General features: G+C 64.8%; 16 protein-coding genes. 12 read left to right on the top strand and 4 right to left on the bottom strand.

Annotated features, from left to right (window positions below; all coding sequences use genetic code 11):
- The first annotated feature begins 22 nt into the window (after positions 1 to 22).
- Entirely contained in the window at positions 23 to 1390 is a 1368-nt protein-coding gene (locus tag ACTU6U_RS12660) for a MinD/ParA family ATP-binding protein (RefSeq protein ID WP_443469461.1), read from the top strand.
- Positions 1390 to 1881: a peptide deformylase gene (locus tag ACTU6U_RS12655; protein WP_443469460.1), complete on the top strand. Its 492-nt coding sequence runs from the start codon at positions 1390 to 1392 to the stop codon at positions 1879 to 1881. Before ACTU6U_RS12660 ends, ACTU6U_RS12655 begins: the two co-directional genes overlap by 1 nt.
- On the opposite strand, the gene ACTU6U_RS12650 is transcribed toward ACTU6U_RS12655, so the two are convergent.
- Positions 1878 to 3707 (bottom strand): AMP-dependent synthetase/ligase, encoded by a 1830-nt coding sequence (locus ACTU6U_RS12650; RefSeq protein ID WP_443469459.1) that lies wholly within the window; start codon positions 3705 to 3707, stop codon positions 1878 to 1880. The two genes, ACTU6U_RS12655 and ACTU6U_RS12650, sit on opposite strands and share 4 nt — an antisense overlap.
- A gap of 180 nt (positions 3708 to 3887) precedes the next feature.
- On the opposite strand from ACTU6U_RS12650, the gene ACTU6U_RS12645 reads away from it, so the two are divergent.
- A complete protein-coding gene (locus tag ACTU6U_RS12645; protein WP_443469458.1) occupies positions 3888 to 4574 on the top strand; it encodes a lysophospholipid acyltransferase family protein in 687 nt (228 codons plus the stop codon).
- 38 nt (positions 4575 to 4612) lie between these two features.
- Positions 4613 to 5953 (top strand): class II 3-deoxy-7-phosphoheptulonate synthase, encoded by a 1341-nt coding sequence (locus ACTU6U_RS12640; RefSeq protein ID WP_443469457.1) that lies wholly within the window; start codon positions 4613 to 4615, stop codon positions 5951 to 5953.
- Positions 5954 to 6666: 713 nt separating this feature from the next.
- On the opposite strand, the gene pknB is transcribed toward ACTU6U_RS12640, so the two are convergent.
- Both pknB and ACTU6U_RS12630 read right to left on the bottom strand, forming a co-directional pair.
- The gene (pknB, locus tag ACTU6U_RS12635) at positions 6667 to 8613 is read right to left on the bottom strand and encodes a Stk1 family PASTA domain-containing Ser/Thr kinase (protein WP_443469456.1); all 1947 of its coding nucleotides are present in this window, start codon (positions 8611 to 8613) and stop codon (positions 6667 to 6669) included.
- Between the two features lie 71 nt (positions 8614 to 8684).
- On the bottom strand, positions 8685 to 9659 hold the full coding sequence (locus tag ACTU6U_RS12630) for a LysM peptidoglycan-binding domain-containing protein (RefSeq protein ID WP_443469503.1): 975 nt from the start codon (positions 9657 to 9659) through the stop codon (positions 8685 to 8687).
- A 153-nt stretch (positions 9660 to 9812) separates the two neighbouring features.
- Between ACTU6U_RS12630 and ACTU6U_RS12625 the strand changes: the two genes are divergently transcribed.
- Entirely contained in the window at positions 9813 to 10163 is a 351-nt protein-coding gene (locus tag ACTU6U_RS12625) for an Rv2175c family DNA-binding protein (RefSeq protein WP_443469455.1), read from the top strand.
- Positions 10164 to 10175: 12 nt separating this feature from the next.
- Here the strand turns inward: ACTU6U_RS12625 and ACTU6U_RS12620 are convergent, their stop codons facing one another.
- Positions 10176 to 11264, bottom strand: a complete 1089-nt coding sequence (locus ACTU6U_RS12620; protein ID WP_443469454.1) for a polyprenyl synthetase family protein — start codon at positions 11262 to 11264, stop codon at positions 10176 to 10178.
- An 88-nt stretch (positions 11265 to 11352) separates the two neighbouring features.
- Here ACTU6U_RS12620 and ACTU6U_RS12615 point away from each other — a divergent pair, with 88 nt between their 5' ends.
- The 7 genes from ACTU6U_RS12615 (at position 11353) to mraY (ending at position 18368) form a co-directional block, all read left to right on the top strand.
- Positions 11353 to 11745 carry an SCO2097 family morphological protein gene (locus tag ACTU6U_RS12615; RefSeq protein WP_443469453.1) on the top strand — a complete coding sequence of 131 codons (393 nt, stop codon included), beginning with the start codon at positions 11353 to 11355 and terminating at the stop codon, positions 11743 to 11745.
- Positions 11746 to 11967: 222 nt separating this feature from the next.
- Positions 11968 to 12399 carry a division/cell wall cluster transcriptional repressor MraZ gene (mraZ, locus tag ACTU6U_RS12610; protein WP_230103047.1) on the top strand — a complete coding sequence of 144 codons (432 nt, stop codon included), beginning with the start codon at positions 11968 to 11970 and terminating at the stop codon, positions 12397 to 12399.
- A 99-nt stretch (positions 12400 to 12498) separates the two neighbouring features.
- Complete coding sequence (gene rsmH, locus ACTU6U_RS12605; protein WP_443469452.1) at positions 12499 to 13437, top strand: 16S rRNA (cytosine(1402)-N(4))-methyltransferase RsmH; 939 nt, start codon at positions 12499 to 12501, stop codon at positions 13435 to 13437.
- A complete protein-coding gene (gene ftsL, locus ACTU6U_RS12600; protein WP_443469451.1) occupies positions 13434 to 14021 on the top strand; it encodes a cell division protein FtsL in 588 nt (195 codons plus the stop codon). The genes rsmH and ftsL overlap by 4 nt, the downstream gene beginning before the upstream one ends.
- A 21-nt stretch (positions 14022 to 14042) precedes the next feature.
- Positions 14043 to 15821, top strand: coding sequence for a peptidoglycan D,D-transpeptidase FtsI family protein (locus ACTU6U_RS12595; protein ID WP_443469450.1), 1779 nt, complete (start codon positions 14043 to 14045; stop codon positions 15819 to 15821).
- A gap of 28 nt (positions 15822 to 15849) precedes the next feature.
- Positions 15850 to 17262 carry a UDP-N-acetylmuramoyl-tripeptide--D-alanyl-D-alanine ligase gene (locus tag ACTU6U_RS12590; RefSeq protein WP_443469449.1) on the top strand — a complete coding sequence of 471 codons (1413 nt, stop codon included), beginning with the start codon at positions 15850 to 15852 and terminating at the stop codon, positions 17260 to 17262.
- Complete coding sequence (gene mraY / locus ACTU6U_RS12585; RefSeq protein WP_443469448.1) at positions 17259 to 18368, top strand: phospho-N-acetylmuramoyl-pentapeptide-transferase; 1110 nt, start codon at positions 17259 to 17261, stop codon at positions 18366 to 18368. Before ACTU6U_RS12590 ends, mraY begins: the two co-directional genes overlap by 4 nt.
- Positions 18369 to 18373 lie beyond the last annotated feature (5 nt).

Genomic DNA, 18373 nt, shown 5'->3' with positions numbered 1-18373 from the left:
CGCACGAGCTTGGAGTGACACTGTGACATCGAAGAATAATTCCGACGCGCACGAGGACGATTCCCTCGGCGTGCTCGACGAGGCTGCCTCGTTGGACACCACGGCGCTCGGCGTCCTCGGACAGACGGCACAGGTCAGCGTCTCTCTGCCGAACAGCGCAGAAGACGATGATCTTGTCGACGATTCCGTCGTCGACGGAGAGATCGCATCGGACGAAGAGATCGTGATCGGCGTCATCGAAGTTCCACTCGTTGAAACAGACGCCCCGCAGGTGAAAGCGTCGGTGGAGCAGGATGCTGCGCCTGCGGCATCCGAAGTCGATGACTCAGATGACAGGGTCGGCGACGACACCGTCGTCGCCGATTTGGTGGTCGCACCCGTCGTTCGTGAGAAGCCTGCTGAGGCCCTCACCGCGAAGCGGTTCGGTGAGCAGCAGGGGCAGTCTTCTCGTGAGACGGCAGATCTGCTCACGTCCGATCGCCTCCTCAACCCGAGCCAGCTGACCAAGCCGGAACCCGAGGGTGCATGGAGCCACCTGCTCTACACGATCTCGGGTCGGCGCATCAACCTCGGCGACGGCAAGCGCGCCCGTGAACGCAAGGCGCTCACGGCGCGGATCTCGAGCCCGTTCGCCGGGGGGGCGCGCTTCGTCCCTGTGCTGTCACGTAAGGGCGGTGTCGGCAAGACCACGATCACGGCTCTGCTCGGGATGGCGCTGGCGGATGCTCGTGACGACCGTGTGATCGCCGTCGACGCGAACCCCGATCGCGGCACGCTGGCCGATCGCATTCTGCGCACGAACGACAAATCTGTGCGCGACCTCGTCCGCATCCAGGCCGAGGTGAAGGGCTTCCACGACATCTCGGCGATCGTCGCTCGCGATACCACCAGACTCGATGTGCTCGCATCGGATTCGGATCCGCGTGTGGCCGAGGCGTTCAGCGATGACGACTACCGTGACGTCGCCCGCGTCGCTGCGCACTACTACTCGATGGTCCTCACCGACACCGGAACAGGCATCGTCCACTCGGTGATGGGGGCAACCCTCGACCTCGCCGACCAGATCGTCATCGTGTCGGGCCTGAGCGTGGATGAAGCCCGGTTGGCTTCGGAGACGCTCACCTGGCTGGAGAGCAACGGATACGAGGCGCAGGCGCGGAACGCGATCATCGTGCTGAACCAGTCGACGCCGGGGAGTCCTCTCGTGCGGTTGAACGAGCTCGAGGCGCACTTCCGCACCCGCGCGAAGAACGTCGTGCGCATGCCGTACGACACTCACATCGCTGGCGGAGGCGCAATCGTCTTCACGAGCCTGCAGCCAGAGACCCGTCAGGCTGCGCGTGAGCTCGCGGCACTCCTCGTCGAGGGCCTGCGGGCGAAGGCCGCCTGATGGCTGTTCGTGAGATCAGGGTCTTCGGCGACCCCGTGCTGCGCACAGTGTGCGCTCCAGTGGATGAGATCGATGACGGCGTGCGGTCACTCGTTGCGGACCTCATCGATAGCGTCGAGGTCCCAGGGCGTGCCGGTGTGGCGGCGCCGCAGATCGGCATCGCAGTCCGGGCGTTCAGCTACAACATCGACGGCGACATCGGCTACGTGCTCAACCCGGTACTGGCAGAGGTGCGCGGCGAACCAGTGCCGATGGGTGAGGGATGTCTTTCGGTGCCGGGTCTGTGGCACAGCGCACTGCGCCACCCGTGGGCTCGTGTCGAAGGAATCGACCTCGACGGCAATGCTGTCGTACTCGAGGGTGAGGGCTTGCTCGCACAAGCCCTCCAGCACGAGACCGATCACTTGGACGGGATGCTGTATCTCTCGCGCCTCACGCCGGCAGACCGTAAGATCGCCATGCGTGAGGTGCGAGAGAGCGACTGGTTCTAGCCTCCGATAGAGACGTTGGTCGTGCTGACCGGCTCATCGTAGATCGCTGAGACCTCGTTCTCGAAGTCCTTCAGGATCACGTGGCGCTTGATGGACATCTTCGGCGTCAGGTGTCCGCTCGCCTCGGTCCACTCCGTCTCCAGAATGCGGAACTTGCGGATGGACTCGGCACGCGAGACGCTCTTGTTCGCGATGTCGACGGCGCGCTGGACCTCGGCGATGACCGCGGGGTTCTTCGATGCCTCAGCGACCGACATATCGGCTGCGAGGCCGTTGTTGCCGAGCCAAGTAGGCAGCATCTCGGAGTCGAGCGTGATGAGTGCCGAGATGAACGGCTTCTGGTCGCCGACGACGACGACCTGACTGATGATCGGATTCGCGCGGATCGGATCCTCGAGTGCGGCGGGGGCGACGTTCTTGCCTCCTGCTGTGACGATGATCTCCTTCTTGCGGCCGGTGACCGTCAGGAAGCCTTCGGAATCGAAACTGCCGATGTCGCCTGTGCGGAACCAGCCGTCGTGGAACGACTCAGCGGTTGCCTCTGGATTGTTCCAGTACTCCTTGAAGACGTTGATGCCCTTGACCTCGATCTCGCCGTCTTCAGCGAGTCGCACGCCAACGCCGGGGATAGCCGGTCCGACGGTGCCGATCTTGGACTTGTCGGCGAGGTTCACCGTTGCCGGTGCGGTCGTCTCGGTGAGGCCGTATCCCTCGAGGATCACCACGCCGAGGCTGTGGAAGAAGTGGCCCAGTCGCGGGCCGAGGGGGGCAGAGCCGGAAACCGCGTACGCGATGTTGCCGCCCATGGCCTCGCGCAGCTTGCTGTAGACCAGCTTGTCGAACAGCGCGAACTTGATCTTCAGGCCGAACGGAATTTTCTTGCCGTCTTCGAGGAGTTTGGAGTGCTCGATCGCAGCCGCGGCGGCAGCGCGGAAGATCTTGCCCTTTCCACCGCCTTCCGCCTTCTGCTCGGCGGAGTTGTACACCTTCTCGAACACGCGCGGCACAGCCAGAAGGAACGTGGGCTTGAAGGAACCGAGTGCGGGCAGCAGCTGCTTGGTGTCGGGCTGGTGCCCGGTGCGCACTCCTGCGTGAACGTTCAGCAGCGAGATGAATCGTGCGAACACGTGCGCGGTGGTGATGAAGAGCACGGTCGACGCGCCGGGCATCTGCACGACCTTGTCGAGCGATTTCGCCGAGTTGCGAGTCAACTCGACGAAGTTGCTGTGCGTGAGCACGCATCCCTTCGGTCGACCGGTGGAGCCGGAAGTGTAGATGAGCGTGGCGATGTCGGAGCCGACGGCGAGATTCCGGCGGCGCTCGATCTCAGCATCCTCGATCTCGGCTCCTGCGGAAGTGAGCGTTTCGATGGCGCCGAGGTGCAGCTGCCATACCTCACGCACCAGGGGCAGGTCGCCGCGCACCTCGTCAGCCTTTGCGAAGTGGTCTGCAGACTCGACGATGAGCGCGATGGCGCCGGAGTCTTCCATGATCCACTGGATCTGCGCGGGGGAGCTGGTGTCGTAGATCGGGACCATCACCGCGCCGGCGTAGAAGAGCGCGAAGTCGATCAGCGTCCACTCATAGGTGGTGCGGGCGAGGAATCCGACCTTCTCGCCCGGCTGGATGCCGGCAGCGACGAAGCCCTTTGCGAGGGCGATGACGGCCGTCTGGAAGTCAGCGGCGGAGATATCGCGCCATCCCTCTCCATTCGGCACGGAGAACAATGCACGGTTCGGTGTGGCCTCGACGCGCTTGACCAACAGGTCAGTGATGTTCGCTTCGGGATCAGCAGGGACGATCGCAGGGACTTCGAATTGGACCACGGCAACTCCTTCGGTACCGGTCGGGCACGGCTTTCCCTGAGTCTAGGGCACATCGACGCGCAAGCTCGGTGAATTTTGACATTCAGTAGCGTATCAAGTGAGACTCGGTCGCAACACTTTTCGAGCGCTGCTCTCGATGCGACCGATCAAGGCGACGGTGCGGGGATAGACTTCCTCACGATGTTCTACTGGCTGATGAAATACGTGGTGGTCGGCCCCATCGTCAAGGCTGTGTTCCGGCCCTGGATCGTGGGGCGCGACAATGTGCCGCGCACCGGCGCGGCGATTCTCGCCAGCAACCACCTCTCGGTCTCGGACTCGGTGTTCCTTCCACTGCTGATCGATCGGCCGATGTCGTTCCTCGCGAAGAGCGACTACTTCACCGGACGCGGTCTCAAGGGCTGGGCCACGAAGAACTTCATGAAGGCGACCGGGCAGATCCCCATCGATCGCTCGGGAGGAAAAGCCTCGGAGGCCTCGCTGAACACCGGTCTGCAGGTGCTCAGTCGCGGCGATGTGCTCGGCATTTACCCTGAGGGCACTCGCAGCCCCGATGGCAAGCTCTACCGCGGCCGTACGGGTCTCGCGCGCATGGCCCTCGAGGCGAAAGTCCCGGTGATCCCAGTCATCATGGTCGACACCGATACCGCGATGCCGATCGGCCGGACGGTCCCTCGCCTCGTGCGGGTGGGCATCGTGATCGGCGAACCGCTCGACTTCTCCCGCTACGCAGGTATGGAGAATGACCGATACATCCTGCGATCGGTGACCGACGAGATCATGGTTGCTCTGCAGCGACTGGGTCAGCAGCAGTACGACGACGTGTACGCATCCTCTGTGAAGGAGCGGGCACCTCGTCAGTCATGACGGCGCGAGTGACGCTGTTGCGCCAGTAAGCTGGGAAAATGTCTCAGCAGCACGATGCCGGACTCGACACCTGGCGCGACCTTCCTATCAAACAGCAGCCGACCTGGTCCGACCTCGACCACGTCGCCGATGTCTCGAAGCAGATCGCAGCGCTTCCTCCTCTCGTCTTCGCGGGCGAGGTAGACAACCTGCGTGACCGTCTCGCGCGAGCGGCCTCTGGGGGAGCCTTTCTCCTGCAGGGCGGCGATTGCGCTGAGACCTTCGCGGGTGCGACCGCTGAGCAGATCCGCAATCGCATCAAGACCGTGCTGCAGATGGCCGTGGTGCTCACTTACGGCGCATCGATGCCGATCGTCAAGATGGGCCGGATGGCTGGGCAGTTCGCCAAGCCCCGCTCCAGTGACACCGAGACGCGCGGTGAGGTCACTCTGCCCGCGTACCGCGGCGACATCGTCAACGGCTACGACTTCACCGAGGGCTCTCGGAAGGCAGACCCTGGTCGACTGCTGCAGGGGTATCACACGGCAGCTTCGACGCTGAACCTGATCCGTGCGTTCACGCAGGGTGGCTTCGCCGACCTCCGCGAAGTGCACTCCTGGAACAAGGGGTTCGCGTCGAACCCCGCCAACCAGCGTTACGAGCGCATGGCCGCTGAGATCGACCGCGCCATCAAGTTCATGGAAGCTGCGGGAGCCGACTTCGACGAACTCAAGCGCGTCGAGTTCTTCACCGGCCATGAGGGCCTGCTGATGGACTACGAGAGCCCGATGACGCGTATCGACTCGCGCACCGACACTCCATACAACACCTCGGCGCACTTCCTCTGGATCGGTGAGCGCACGCGTGACCTCGACGGTGCGCACGTGGACTACTTCTCCAAGATCCGCAACCCGATCGGTGTGAAGCTCGGCCCCACGACGACACCGGAGACGGCACTGGAGCTCATCGACAAGCTCGACCCGAACCGCGAGCCGGGCCGCCTCACCTTCATCACCCGCATGGGTGCGGGCAAGATCCGTGACGCACTTCCGCCGCTGCTGGAGGCCGTGCGCGACTCGGGTGCGCAGCCGCTGTGGGTCACCGACCCCATGCACGGCAACGGCATCACGACGCCGACCGGGTACAAGACTCGTCGCTTTGACGACGTCGTCGACGAGGTGCGCGGGTTCTTCGAAGCGCACCGCGCGGTGGGCACGTTCCCCGGCGGCATCCACGTCGAGCTCACCGGTGACGATGTCACCGAGTGCCTCGGCGGCTCGGAGCAGATCGACGAGCAGGGCCTCGCCACGCGCTACGAGAGCCTGTGCGACCCGCGTCTGAACCACATGCAGAGCCTCGAGCTCGCGTTCCTCGTCGCCGAGGAGCTCGAGAAGCGCTGAGTCTTTCGCGCACCTCCATCGGCGGCGGGATGTGGATAACTTCAGTGGGCGGGTCTTCGGGAGCGCAGGATTTGAGGATGCAGCCCCGCACACGCTTGCCAGGTTTCCCTACGCGGACAGACTTTTCACGTGCAGACGCGCGCTGCGCGTGGCGTCACCGAGAAGCGGATGCGCGGACGTGATCTGGAGCGTCCATTCCACGGAGTGCGATCGGATGCTCCGCTGGAGACGCTCCGCGACCGCTGCGCCGCTTTGAGTCAAGCCCTGAGCCCGCACCACTTCTTCAGTCACCAGACAGCCGCGCGTCTGTGGGGGATGCCTCTGCCTGCGGTATCGCAGCACCTGCACGTGACGTGTGTCGGGTCTCGAGGTGCGCCGTCCGGGAGTGACCGGCTGGGAGCGTCCCGATGAAACCCTGGCGGCCTTCACTCTGCAGGGGGTTCGCGTGCTCTCGCCTGCGGATGTCTGGTGTCAGCTCTCCACACAGCTCTGCCCTGAGTGGCTGGTTGCGGTGGGGCTGAAGGATCTCACCCAGAACACAGTTGATGGAAGATGCCGGATATCGCGTCATCCAAGTCGGCGCCAATGACCTCCTCAACGGCGCGCGGGCGCTGATCGCGCGCATCCAACGCCTTCTGTGACCTCGAGAACGCGAGAACCGCCCCTCCGGATGCTTCGGAAGGGCGGTTCGTGCGTTCTCGACGTGCGAACCGCTAGAGACTGCTGCGGATCAGCAACGTCACTTCGGTGCCGGCCCGGCGCATCTTCCCGGCGGCCGGGTCGGTTCCAGTGACTTCGGTCAGGCCGTTGGGGAACGGCGTCCACAGTGGGTTCCATGTCGGTTCGAACCCCGCGTCACGCAGCGCCTGCGCCGCCTGATCGCGGTTCATTCCCGTGACGTCGGGCACGGCGAACAGCTGCGGTCCGAGTGAGACCACCAGGGTCATCGTGTCGCCGGGGCGCCAGTTGCCACCGCCCTCACGATCGGCAGTGTTGATCACTCGACCCTCTTCGATGCTGTCGCTGTATTCCTCAGTCGTCGTCGTCTGGATATCCTTCTCGGCCAATGCCGCAGATGCTTCTGACGTCGTCATTCCGACCACGTCGGGCAGGCCTCCGAGCGAAACGACCAACTGGGCCGTGTCGGCTTCGTGCACGTCGCATCCTTCGCCGCACTCGACAGCGTCGCCGCCATCACGCGGAGTGACACTCGCGTTGATCACGATGCCGTCGTCTGCGCGCGAGTACAGCAGCAGGTCGTCGTCCGACACCGTCAGTCCGAGCTCGGCGAGATAGACACGGGCTGCGTCTGTGGTCATGCCGTTGAGGGCATTGACGCTTCGAGGAGCGGGCCCTGTCGAGATGAAGACGCTGACTTCGCTGCCGCCGTCCAGTCGCTCACCCTCGGCCGGATCCGTGCGGATCGACAAGCCCGGCTCGATATCGACGGAGCTCTCTTCTGCGGCGGTGGGGACGAAGCCCTCTTCGGTGAGAACAGCGGCGGCATCCTCGTAACTCATTCCCGCCACCGAAGGAACGGCGATGAGCGAACCAGGTCCAGAGCCGAACCACCAGCCGACTCCACCGGCGAGAACGGCAAGCAGGAGGACGAGGGTGAGGAGGAAGGCGCCGCGTGCGCGGCGATTTGCTGTTCTGCGGCGCAGCACAGTGGCATTGTCGATCGGCTGTGCGACAGCCACAGGCCCTGTGGAATCGTCGATGATCATCGTCGCGGGCATGACTTTGGTCAGATCAGCCGAGTCGTGGTGCGAGCGTGTCGGCATTGCCGCCGTGGCGGTCGGCGTGGGGGAGACCCCGAGCTGCCGTTCGATATCGCGCAGCCGATCGAGCATCTCCTGCGCATCGTCAGGCCGCTCGTCCGGTGACTTCTCCGTCGACCACAGCACGAGCTCGTCGAGCTGCTCAGGGACACCGGGATTGCGAACACTCGGGCGGGGGACCGACTCCGTCGCGTGCTGGAACGCGATCTGCATCGGCTGCTCGCCCTTGTAGGGCTGTTCGCCCACGAGCATCTCGTACAGCATGATGCCGAGCGCGTAGATGTCGCTCCGGGCGTCCGCAGTTCCGCGGGTAACGAGTTCGGGAGCGAGGTAGGCGATCGTGCCGAGCAGCTGCGCACCGGTTGCGGTGTTCGCCGTCGTCGCGCGAGCGAGCCCGAAGTCGCCGATCTTGATGCGGCCGTCCTCGGCGAGCAGCACGTTCTCGGGCTTCACATCACGGTGGACGATGCCGGCTTTGTGCGCTGCGGCAAGGCCGGAGAGAATCGCGTCCATGATCGTGACGGTCTGTGTGATCGTCAGTCGCTTCTGCTCACGCATCAACTCGCGCAGGGTGATGCCGGGCAGGTACTCCATGACCAGGTACGCCAGCTCGCCGTCCTGACCCTGGTCGAAGACGTTGACGACGTGCGGGTCGGCGAGTCGGGCTGCCGCGCGCGCCTCTTGGATGAAGCGGCTCTGGAACACCGAGTCGTCGCTCAGGTGCCCGTGCATGACCTTGAGGGCGATCCTGCGCTCGAGTCTCAGGTCGGTGGCGACGTAGACCGTGGCCATCCCGCCGCGGGCGATGCGAGCGCGAACGCGGTACCGGCCGTCGACAAGCCGCCCGATGAGGGGGTCGGCCTGCTGATTGGTCGTCACGTACAGATTCTATGAAGAAGTGGCTGAAAGCCCGGGGAGCGCCTCACCTTTCGGCGGGGTGGCATCCGGAATTACCCGTACTGCGCCAGCCATTCGTATGCCGCGGTCTCCCACTCGGCGTACCGCTGCGGATACGCAGAGATCTGGACGGACTGCGCTGCGTTGGCAAAGGACATACCCTCCCAGCCCGGAATATCGAGCAGTCCGCGGGTGATCGTGCCGTCCGGGTTGGATGCTCCGGTGAAGAACGCGCGAATGCTGTAGTCGCGGTTCATGATCTGGTCGGCCGTGCCCCACCCGGTGCTCGGACGCTGCTGGAACAGCCCCAGCGAATCGCGGTCGCCCCAGTCGAGATTGCGCAGCCACGACTCGACCATCGAGGTGCCCAGTGCGATCGCGATGCCGTGGTCGGAGACGCCGAGCTCGCGCCCGATCCGGATGATGAGCGCGACGTTCTCCGCCTGCGGCGGGTTGAGCGCGACCGAAGCGGTCGGGGATGCTGCTGGCGCCTCGGAGACCTGTTCCGGTGCTGCGACAGCGACCGAGAGGCTCTGCCCCGGGTAGATGATGGCGCCCTGGCCGAGGCCGTTCGCGGTGAGGATCGCCTCAACCGTCGTCCCATAGCGCTGAGCGATTGCAAAGACGGTGTCGCCGGCGACGACGGTGTGCGTCGATGCGGCAGCGGCGGGCGCGGCTACTTGCGCCGAGGCGGGTGCGGCGGGTGCGGCGAGAGCGAGTGTCTGTCCGGGGTAGATGACCGATCGCCAGCCGAGCCCGTTCCACGTGAGCACGTCTACGGGCGTCAGCGAGAAGCGCTCGGCGATGGCAGAGACCGTATCGCCGGACTGCACCGTATACGTGGCCGGAGCAGGGGTGGCCTGAGCCACGCGGGCGGTGTCCGGGGCGAGCGATGCGGCACCGGAATGAGCCGGAACCGATGTGGGCTCAGTCGGGGATGCCGCGTGAGCAGGAACTGCTGCCAGAGTGCTCGCCAGCACGCCGAGAGCGGCAGCCGGCGCGCCGATGTGAACGTACTTGTCTCGCATTGCAGTCGCGGTGAGCTTCAAGGTTCCCCCCTTGTTCTGAACCCTTGAAACGCTGACACGACATGAGAAACATGTCAACCAAAGTGAACAAAGTGACCGAAGTTGCTCAACCTCAGTTGTGTGATGCCGCGTGGGAAGTGAGATAGTCGGAACGTGTCTGATGAAACAGCTGGCAAGCTCGCCGCCGAATGGTTGACCACCCCCGATCTCGTCGAGGTTCTCGGCGAACCGCTCGGCCGTGTCCGTCGACTCATCGCGGAGCAGTACCTGATCGGCTCGACGCGGAACGGTCCATTCGCCGTTCCATCGATCTTCATCGTCGACGGCCGTCCGCTGGCATCGCTGCGCGGCACGATCATGGCCCTCGCGGATGCCGGACTCAGCGATGACGAGGCCATCGACTGGCTGTTCACCGAAGAAGCCGAACTCGGTCGCACGCCGATCGCTGCACTCCTCGACGGACACAAGAGCTCCGTTCGTCGCATCGCACGCACACTCGCGTAAGCCGCCTGCTTTTCAGGCGGTGCGGACAGTCGCGGCACGTGCGAGATCGCGCAGATCTCCGACGGCCGCATTGTCGAGCCGAGCACCGGTGAGTGCTCGGTCGGCCTCAGAGGCAAAGGCGCGGATCATCTCCTCGACCTGATCCAGGGCTCCCGAGGCGGAGATCGTCGCCTGCAGCGCCGCCACCTGGGCATGCTCGAGATCGGGATCGCCGAGGAGGTCATCGACCACTCGACGAGCAGATGCATCGAGATTCTCGCGCGTGAGCGCGATGAGCACGGTGCGCTTCCCCTCGCGGAGGTCATCACCGGTCGGCTTGCCGGTGACTGATTGGTCACCGAAGACCCCGAGGACGTCATCGCGCAGCTGGAACGCCATCCCGAGCGGGTGGCCGAAGGCGCGCAGGGCGGCCAGTTGATCGGCATCCGCTCCAGCGAGTGCGGCACCGAGAGCGAGTGGCTGTTCGACGCTGTAGCGCGCCGACTTCAGTGAGGCGACACGCAGCGCGCGCTCCGCGTGCTCGGCGTCGGGGCTGACCCGCCACGCGGATTCCTCGGCGATGTCGAGGAATTGTCCGGTCGTCACGTCGCGCCGCATGCGCGCGTATACGCGCCGCACGGATGCCGCATGCGGATGCTCCGCCAGAGCCTGCTCGAAGAGATCATCGCTCCACGAGATGAGCAGGTCGCCCAGGAGGATCGCGGCCGAACGTCCGAACGCATCCGCGTTGCCAGCCCAGCGCTGCTCGCCGTGCTGCTGTTCGAGTGCGCGATGTGCGGCCGGGCGGCCGCGACGCGTGTCGGAGTTGTCGATCAGGTCGTCGTGCACGAGGGCCGCAGACTGGAAGATCTCAAGGGCCGCGCAGAGGTCCCACACGGGATCCGTCGCCTTGGCCCGGCTGTCGGCGAAACGCGCCACCGCAGTCCATCCGGAGTGGCAGAATCGCGCCCTCAGTCGCTTGCCGCCGTGCAGCGTCTGAACCGCCGCATCGAGGAGGAGCGCGGCATCCGGACCGTAAGGTGCGGCCTCGGAACGCATTGCAGAGATGAAGCGCTCCAGGCGGTCGGCGACGGCCTGCTGGACTTGGCTGGAGAGGGGCACGATAATCAGCTTAGGTTCTCAGCCGAAACCTAGCCTCCGTGGTCTGGTTGCGCGTAGACTGGGACATATCGAACCCGAGGGGGGCGTCATGCCACTGTCTGAACAGGAGCAGCGTCTGCTCGATGAGATGGAACGCCATCTCCTGCACAACGACGCTGACATTGTGAGTGCGCCGTCCGGAGATCGCACACTCAGCTATCGCAATCTCGTCTACGGCGCAGTTCTGCTGCTCGTCGGCATCGGCGCGCTCGTCGCCGGAGTTGCCCTTGGCAGCCAGCTCGGCGCAGTCGTCAGCATCATCATCGGAGTCGTCGGCTTCGCGGCAATGCTCGTCGGCGTCATCCTCGCGGTGACCCCCGTCCGCCGCGTTGGCGGATCAGTGCGTACTCAGGCGAGCGCTTCGCCGAAGACTCCACAGAACTCCTCCTCGTTCATGGATCGCATGAACGATCGATGGGATCGTCGCCAAGACGGTCACTGACACCGCTCCACTTCTGACCCGGATGCCTCGTGCATCCGGGTCTTTTTGCGTTTCTGGGTGACTCTCTCCTCCACTTCGCTGAGCCCTGCAATCACGGGGGAGTGGGGGCTGTTCCTCGCGCCATATGGCATTCTTTTCCTGCGTGGTCATATGAATGTGGAGGAAAGTGGAGTAAAGTGGGGTCAACCTCGAATTGGCCGGTTGCAGAGGGGGTGATGGCCGATGTTGCTGGGAACGCATTCACCGAAGCTCGACGACAAAGGTCGAGTCATCCTGCCGGCGAAGTTCCGTGAGGATCTCGGCGGAGGCATCGTGGTCACCCGTGGCCAGGAGCGCTGTCTCTACGTGTTCAGCACTGCCGAGTTCGAGGCGATGCACGAGCGGATCCGGCAAGCACCGCTCAGCAACAAGCAGGCCCGTGACTTCCTGCGGATGTTCCTCTCCGGAGCAAGCGCAGAAATGCCCGACAGCCAGAACCGCATCACCATCCCCGGTCATCTCCGTCAGTACGCGGGGCTCGAGAAGGAGCTCATCGTCACCGGTGTCGGCGCGCACGCCGAGATCTGGGATGCCGCGGCCTGGAACGACTATCTCGCTGCTGGCGAGGACAACTACTCAGAATTGGAGCAGGAGGTGATTCCCGGACTCTTCTGACCTCGGCTGTGATGCCCCGCCGCTCCCGCCCCGACACACTTCCCCGGTGCCGGGTCGAGAAGCGGAGGGGGATCAGGGCCCAGGTCGCCGGACAAGATCATGAACCTTCGCGATATCCACACTCCCGTACTCCTCGATCGCTGCATCGAGCTGATGGCCCCGGCCATCCAGCACGATGGCGCGATCGTGGTCGACGCGACCCTCGGCATGGGCGGCCATTCCGAGGCGCTCCTCGAGCGGTTCGACAACATCCGACTCATCGGTCTCGACCGCGACACCGATGCGCTGCGCATCGCAGGAGAGCGACTGGCGCGATTCGCCGACCGGCTCACGCTCGTGCACACGGTGTACGACGAGATTGGTCTGCACGCACAGGGTGCATCCGCCATCCTGATGGACCTCGGCGTCTCCTCACTGCAGCTCGATGAGGCAGAGCGCGGCTTCGCCTACTCGAAGGACGCTCCGCTGGATATGCGGATGGACCAGACCAAGGGCGTGACCGCGGCTGAAGTCCTCGCCACATACAGCGAGGGAAACCTGCGGCGCATCTTTGAGCGATACGGCGAAGAGAAGCTGGCTGCCCGCTATGCGCGTTTCATCGTGCAGTCACGCGACGCGCAGCCCCTCGTCCGTTCGCAGGATCTCGTCGACCTGCTGCAGGCAGCGACTCCAGCGGCCGTGCAGCGGGCAGGGCATCCGGCCAAGCGCGTTTTCCAGGCCCTGCGCATCGAAGTCAACTCCGAGCTCAGTGTTCTCGCCGACGCGATCCCCGCCGCGATGGACGCGCTGACCATCGGGGGCCGGATCGTCGTGATGAGCTATCAGTCGCTCGAGGATCGCCTCATCAAGCAGGCGTTCGCCGCGGCATCCGCATCGACTGCCCCTGCGGGCCTCCCCGTCGAGCTCCCCGAGCACGCACCCCGCTTCCGCACGCTGACAAAGGGCGCCGAGTTCGCCAGCGACGAGGAGAAGGCGCGCAATCCGCGTGCGATTCCGGTGCGCCTGCGCGCAGCCGAGCGAGTAAGGGCAGCGGTATGAGCCGGGCCACCGCCGCAGCCGTGCTGCCGACGACCGCACCGGCCGCACCGTCGAGGCCGGCGAGCACCGGTCGTCGGCTGCGCACGGTCGTCGCTCCCGTTCCTCGCCGTCGGCCGAAGCTCGTCTACGCACTGGTGGCTCTCGGTGGGGCAGCGCTCATCGGCGCCGGTCAGATCGGGCTGTCGCTCGCCATCACCAACGACTCCTTCGTGCTCGCCGACCTCACATCCCAGCAGCGCGAGTTGAATCTGCAGGCCAGTGCCCTCCAGGACGACCTCGCCGGCATCGAATCGCCCCAGCTGCTGGCGACGAAAGCATCCGAGCTCGGCATGGTCGTGGCCGGATCCGCCTCCTACCTGCGGTTGAGTGACTCTGCCGTGATCGGTGCCAATACCGGTGCCGACTGGCGATCCACGGTCGATCCGAAGGGCAGCGGTGCGGTACACAACGCCCTGCTCGATCACGCCGCGCTCGAGGCTGCGGCCGCAGAGAACGCGGCATCGGAGCAGACAGTGGGCGACGTGCCCGATCCGAACCTCCCCCCACCGATCACCGATGGCCTCCCCAGCCCGACCACCCGCTGACACGGACACGGAGCAAGCAGAATGACGACTCGAGCAACGCGCGGCCCGCGCCGCCGGACCGTCGTCGCCCTCGCGGTGATCCTCGCCGTGCTCTCGGCGTTCGTGGTCCGCCTGGTCGATATCCAGGTCGTGAGCGCGAATGACCACGTCGCAGATTCGCTCAACGTCGGCCAACTCGGAAGCACCGCAACGCTGCATGGCGATCGGGGAACGATCCTCGACCAGAACGGCATCACGCTCGCCTCGAGCATGAAGGTCTACGACGCGCAGCTGAGCCCGAGTCTGATCATGCAGCTCGAGAACGACACCGAGAAGCCGCCGAAGGTGCCGTGGAGCGAAGCATCCGAGAAGATCGCTGCGATCACGGGTCAAGACGTCGAAGAGCTGCGGTCCGGCGTCGCGCAGAACCTCGAGAACGATCCCAGCTCGCAGTACTACGAGCTCGCCAACGGTCTGAGCACCGAGCAATACCTCGAACTGCGCGATCTCGGGCTGGTCTACCTGCACGCCGATCCGCGTGAGACGCGGGTCTACCCCAACGGCGCGGTCGCCGGAAACGTCGTCGGGTACGTCGACAACGCCGGGCAGGGACAGGCGGGCATCGAGCAGATGGAAGGCACGTGCCTCGCTCCCAGCAACGGTGAGCGCACATACCTTCGCGGCAAAGACGGCAACATCATTCCCGGCAGCGAACGGGTCAAGGAAGCGGTCAACGGCGGCTCCGTGCAGCTGACCATCAACAGCGACCTGCAGTGGTACCTGCAGCAGCTGATCTCTGAGGAAGCACAGCGGATGGGTGCCAAATCCGGCACCGTGACGGTCGTCGAGGTCAACACCGGCAAGATCCGTGCGGCAGCCGAATGGCCCTCGCTCGACCCCAACGACCTCAACGCGTCCTCTCCCGATGACTGGGGCACGAGGGTCTTCGGCGCGACGTTCGAGCCAGGGTCGACGTTCAAGGCGATCACTGCGGCCGCTGTGCTCGATGCCGGTGCCGCGGACCTGAACACCACGGTCACGGTGGACGACCGCGAGGTCTTCCCGAACGGAGCGGTGATCAATGACCCGTTCCGTCACGACACGTACCAGTACCGGCTCGCCGGAGCCCTGATCGATTCGTCGAACGTCGCGCTGTCGAAGTTCGGCACGATGATCGACGCGAAGACACGATACGACTACATCCAGAAGTTCGGAGTCGGGCAGAAGACGGTCGACTTCCCGCGCGAGGAGGCGGGGGTCCTGCACCCGTACGAGAACTGGGACAGCCAGACGCTCTACACGACCACCTTCGGCCAGGCGCTCACTGTCACCGCTCCGCAGATGGCCGGTGCCTACCAGGCGATCGCCAACGGCGGTGAGAAGATCGACCTGTCGCTGATCGAGTCGTGCACCCAGGGCGATGGCACGATCCTCAAGCCCGAAGCACCCAAGCACGAGCAGATCATCTCGAACGAGACAGCCACTGAGGTGACCCGAATTCTCGAGAACGTCACGGTGCAGGGCGGCCTCAGCAAGCAGGTCGAAGTGCCCGGCTACCGAGTGGCGACCAAGACCGGCACGGCGCAGAAGGCCGACGGCGGCGGATACCTCGCCGGTCGCTACTCCACCAGCATGATCGGCTTCGCTCCGGTCGATGATCCGCAGTACGTCGTTCTGGTCACTCTCGATGAGCCGACTAAGGTTGTATCGTCCGCCGCGACCGCGTCCGCCTTTCAGAAGGCGATGACGCAGGTGCTGAAGACGTACCGAGTCTCGCCGTCCACCGTGCCGATGGACGAGCTGCTCCCCAAGTTCAACTAGCCGGCATCGCGCCGCGCATGGAGATGTCATGATCGCTCTGTCGCTCGCTGAGATCGCTGCCATCACCGGAGGCGATCTGCGTGTCGTCGGTGACGACACGGCCGAGACCGCCGTGGGCGGTGTGGTCGACACGGATTCTCGGAAGATGACTCCCGGCGGGATCTTCGTCGCCAAGCCGGGTGCGCAGACGGATGGCCACCGCTTCGTCGGTGCCGCCGTCGAGAACGGTGCAGCACTTGCGCTCGTCGAGCACGTCGTCGATGTCGCTGTTTCGCAGATCATCGTGGCAGATGCTGTCGGAGCTCTGGCTGCACTCGCGCGTGCGGTCGTCGCGAGAGTTCGTGCGAAGGGCGATCTGAAGATCGTCGGCATCACCGGATCCAACGGCAAGACGACGACAAAGAATCTGCTCGCCCGCATTCTGCAGGACGAGGGCGAGACGGTCGCACCGATCGATTCGTACAACAACGAGGTCGGCGCTCCGATCACAATGCTCCGGGTCACCGACGACACACGCTTCCTCGTCTGCGAGTTCGGAGCAGCGGCGCCTGGAGCGATTGCGCATCTGGCCGGGCTCGTCGAACCTGACGTCGCGGTGATCCTGATGGTCGGGCTGGCTCACGCGGGCGGCTTCGGCGGCATCGAGACCACGGCGAAGGCGAAGGCCGAGCTGATCGACGCATCCCGCCCTGGCGGCATCGCCGTACTCAACAGTGATGATCCTCGCGTCTGGGCCATGCGTGAGGCCGCCGAAGCGCACAGCATGACGGTCGTCGGCTTCGGCCAGGGCGAGTCCGCCGAGGTCCGGGCTTCCGACGTGCTCGTCGCAGCTGACGGCACGCGCGCCCGCATCACTGTCGACGGCGAGACCCACCCCTTGCATCTCAAGGTGCTCGGCGCGCACCACATCTCCAACGCCCTCGCTGCGATTGCCGCATCCCGAGCGTTGGGGGTGAGTATCGAGCATGCGATCGCACGGATCGAGACCATCGAGGTTGCTGAGCGCTGGCGAATGCAGCCGATGGGGAACGACAGCGTGCGCATCATCAACGACGCCTACAACGCCAGTCCCGACTCCATGGCCGCAGCCCTGCGCACGCTCGCTCAGATCACCGGGCCAGACGAGCGCACTGTCGCGGTGCTCGGCGCGATGAGTGAACTCGGCGAGAGCGCGGGGGAGGAGCACGACCGCATCGGCCTGCTCGCCGTGCGTCTGAACATCCGACGCATCGTCGTTGTCGGGCCAGAGGCTCGCAGGCTCTACCTCTCCGCTGTCGGCGAGGGCTCATGGGACAGCGAGGCGGTGCACCTGCCCGATCAGGATGCCGCGTTCGAGTATCTGCGAACTGAGCTGCGCGACGGCGATCGCGTGCTCGTGAAATCATCCAATTCCGTGGGGCTCCGGCATCTCGGCGATCGTCTGGGAGAATTGTTCTCGTGAGATCACTCCTCATGGCAGCGGCGATATCGCTGGCCTTCACACTGTTCCTGACTCCCGTCTTCCTCCGGCTGTTCCGCCGCTGGGGCTGGGGTCAGGTCATTCGCACCCCTGAAGACATCGCGAACCCCAGCCACGAAGCCAAACGCGGCACCCCCACGATGGGCGGCGTGATCTTCATCATGGGCACCATCGTCGGCTACTTCACCGGCGTCTACGCCGGAGGCAGCACCCCCGCACTATCGGCGATCCTCGTGCTGTGGCTCATGGTCGGATTCGGTGCCGTCGGGTTCATCGACGACTACATGAAAGTCCGATCGCAGCGCAGCCTCGGCCTCTCCGGCTGGCGCAAGGTCATCGGTCAGCTCATCGTGATGATCCCGTTCGGAATCGTCGCCCTGAACTTCCCGAACCAGTTCGGGCAGACACCGGCCAGCGGCTCGATCTCGCTGTTCCGCGACATCTCGTGGTTGAATCTCTTCGCCTTCGGCGTGGTGATCGGCTGGGTCGTCTACCTGATCTGGATCGCCGTGATCGGCATCGCGACCTCCAACAGCGTGAACCTCACCGACGGTCTTGACGGCCTCGCGGCTGGCGCAGGGGTCTTTGTCGTCAGCGCCTACAGCCTCATCGCCTTCTGGCAGTTCAAGCAGTCCTGCGCAGGCACGGGCGTTGATCCTGCGGCGCTGGATGCCTGCTACGAGGTGCGTGATCCCTTCAACCTCGCCATCGTCGCGGCATCCTTCGCGGCAGGCCTCATCGGATTCCTGTGGTGGAACGCTCCCAAGGCCAAGGTCTTCATGGGTGATGTCGGTTCCATGTCGATCGGCGGCGTGATCACCGCGATGGCGATCCTCACCCGCACCGAGCTCCTCCTGTTCGTGATCGCCGGCGTCTTCGTGCTGTCGTCCGGATCGGTGATTCTGCAGCGGCTGTACTTCAAGATCACTCGCGGCAAGCGACTGTTCCTGATGAGCCCGTTCCACCACCACCTCGAGATGCGCGGCTGGCCAGAGGTGACGATCGTCGTCCGTCTGTGGATCATCGCCGGTCTTCTCGCGATCGGGGCGATCGGGCTGTTCTATGTGGAATGGCTCACCCTGATATGAGCTGG

Origin of the sequence: Microbacterium zouquanmingi (assembly GCF_052266695.1) — a bacterium.
Lineage (GTDB): Bacteria > Actinomycetota > Actinomycetes > Actinomycetales > Microbacteriaceae > Microbacterium.
This window is presented reverse-complemented; position numbering and strand designations above follow the sequence as displayed.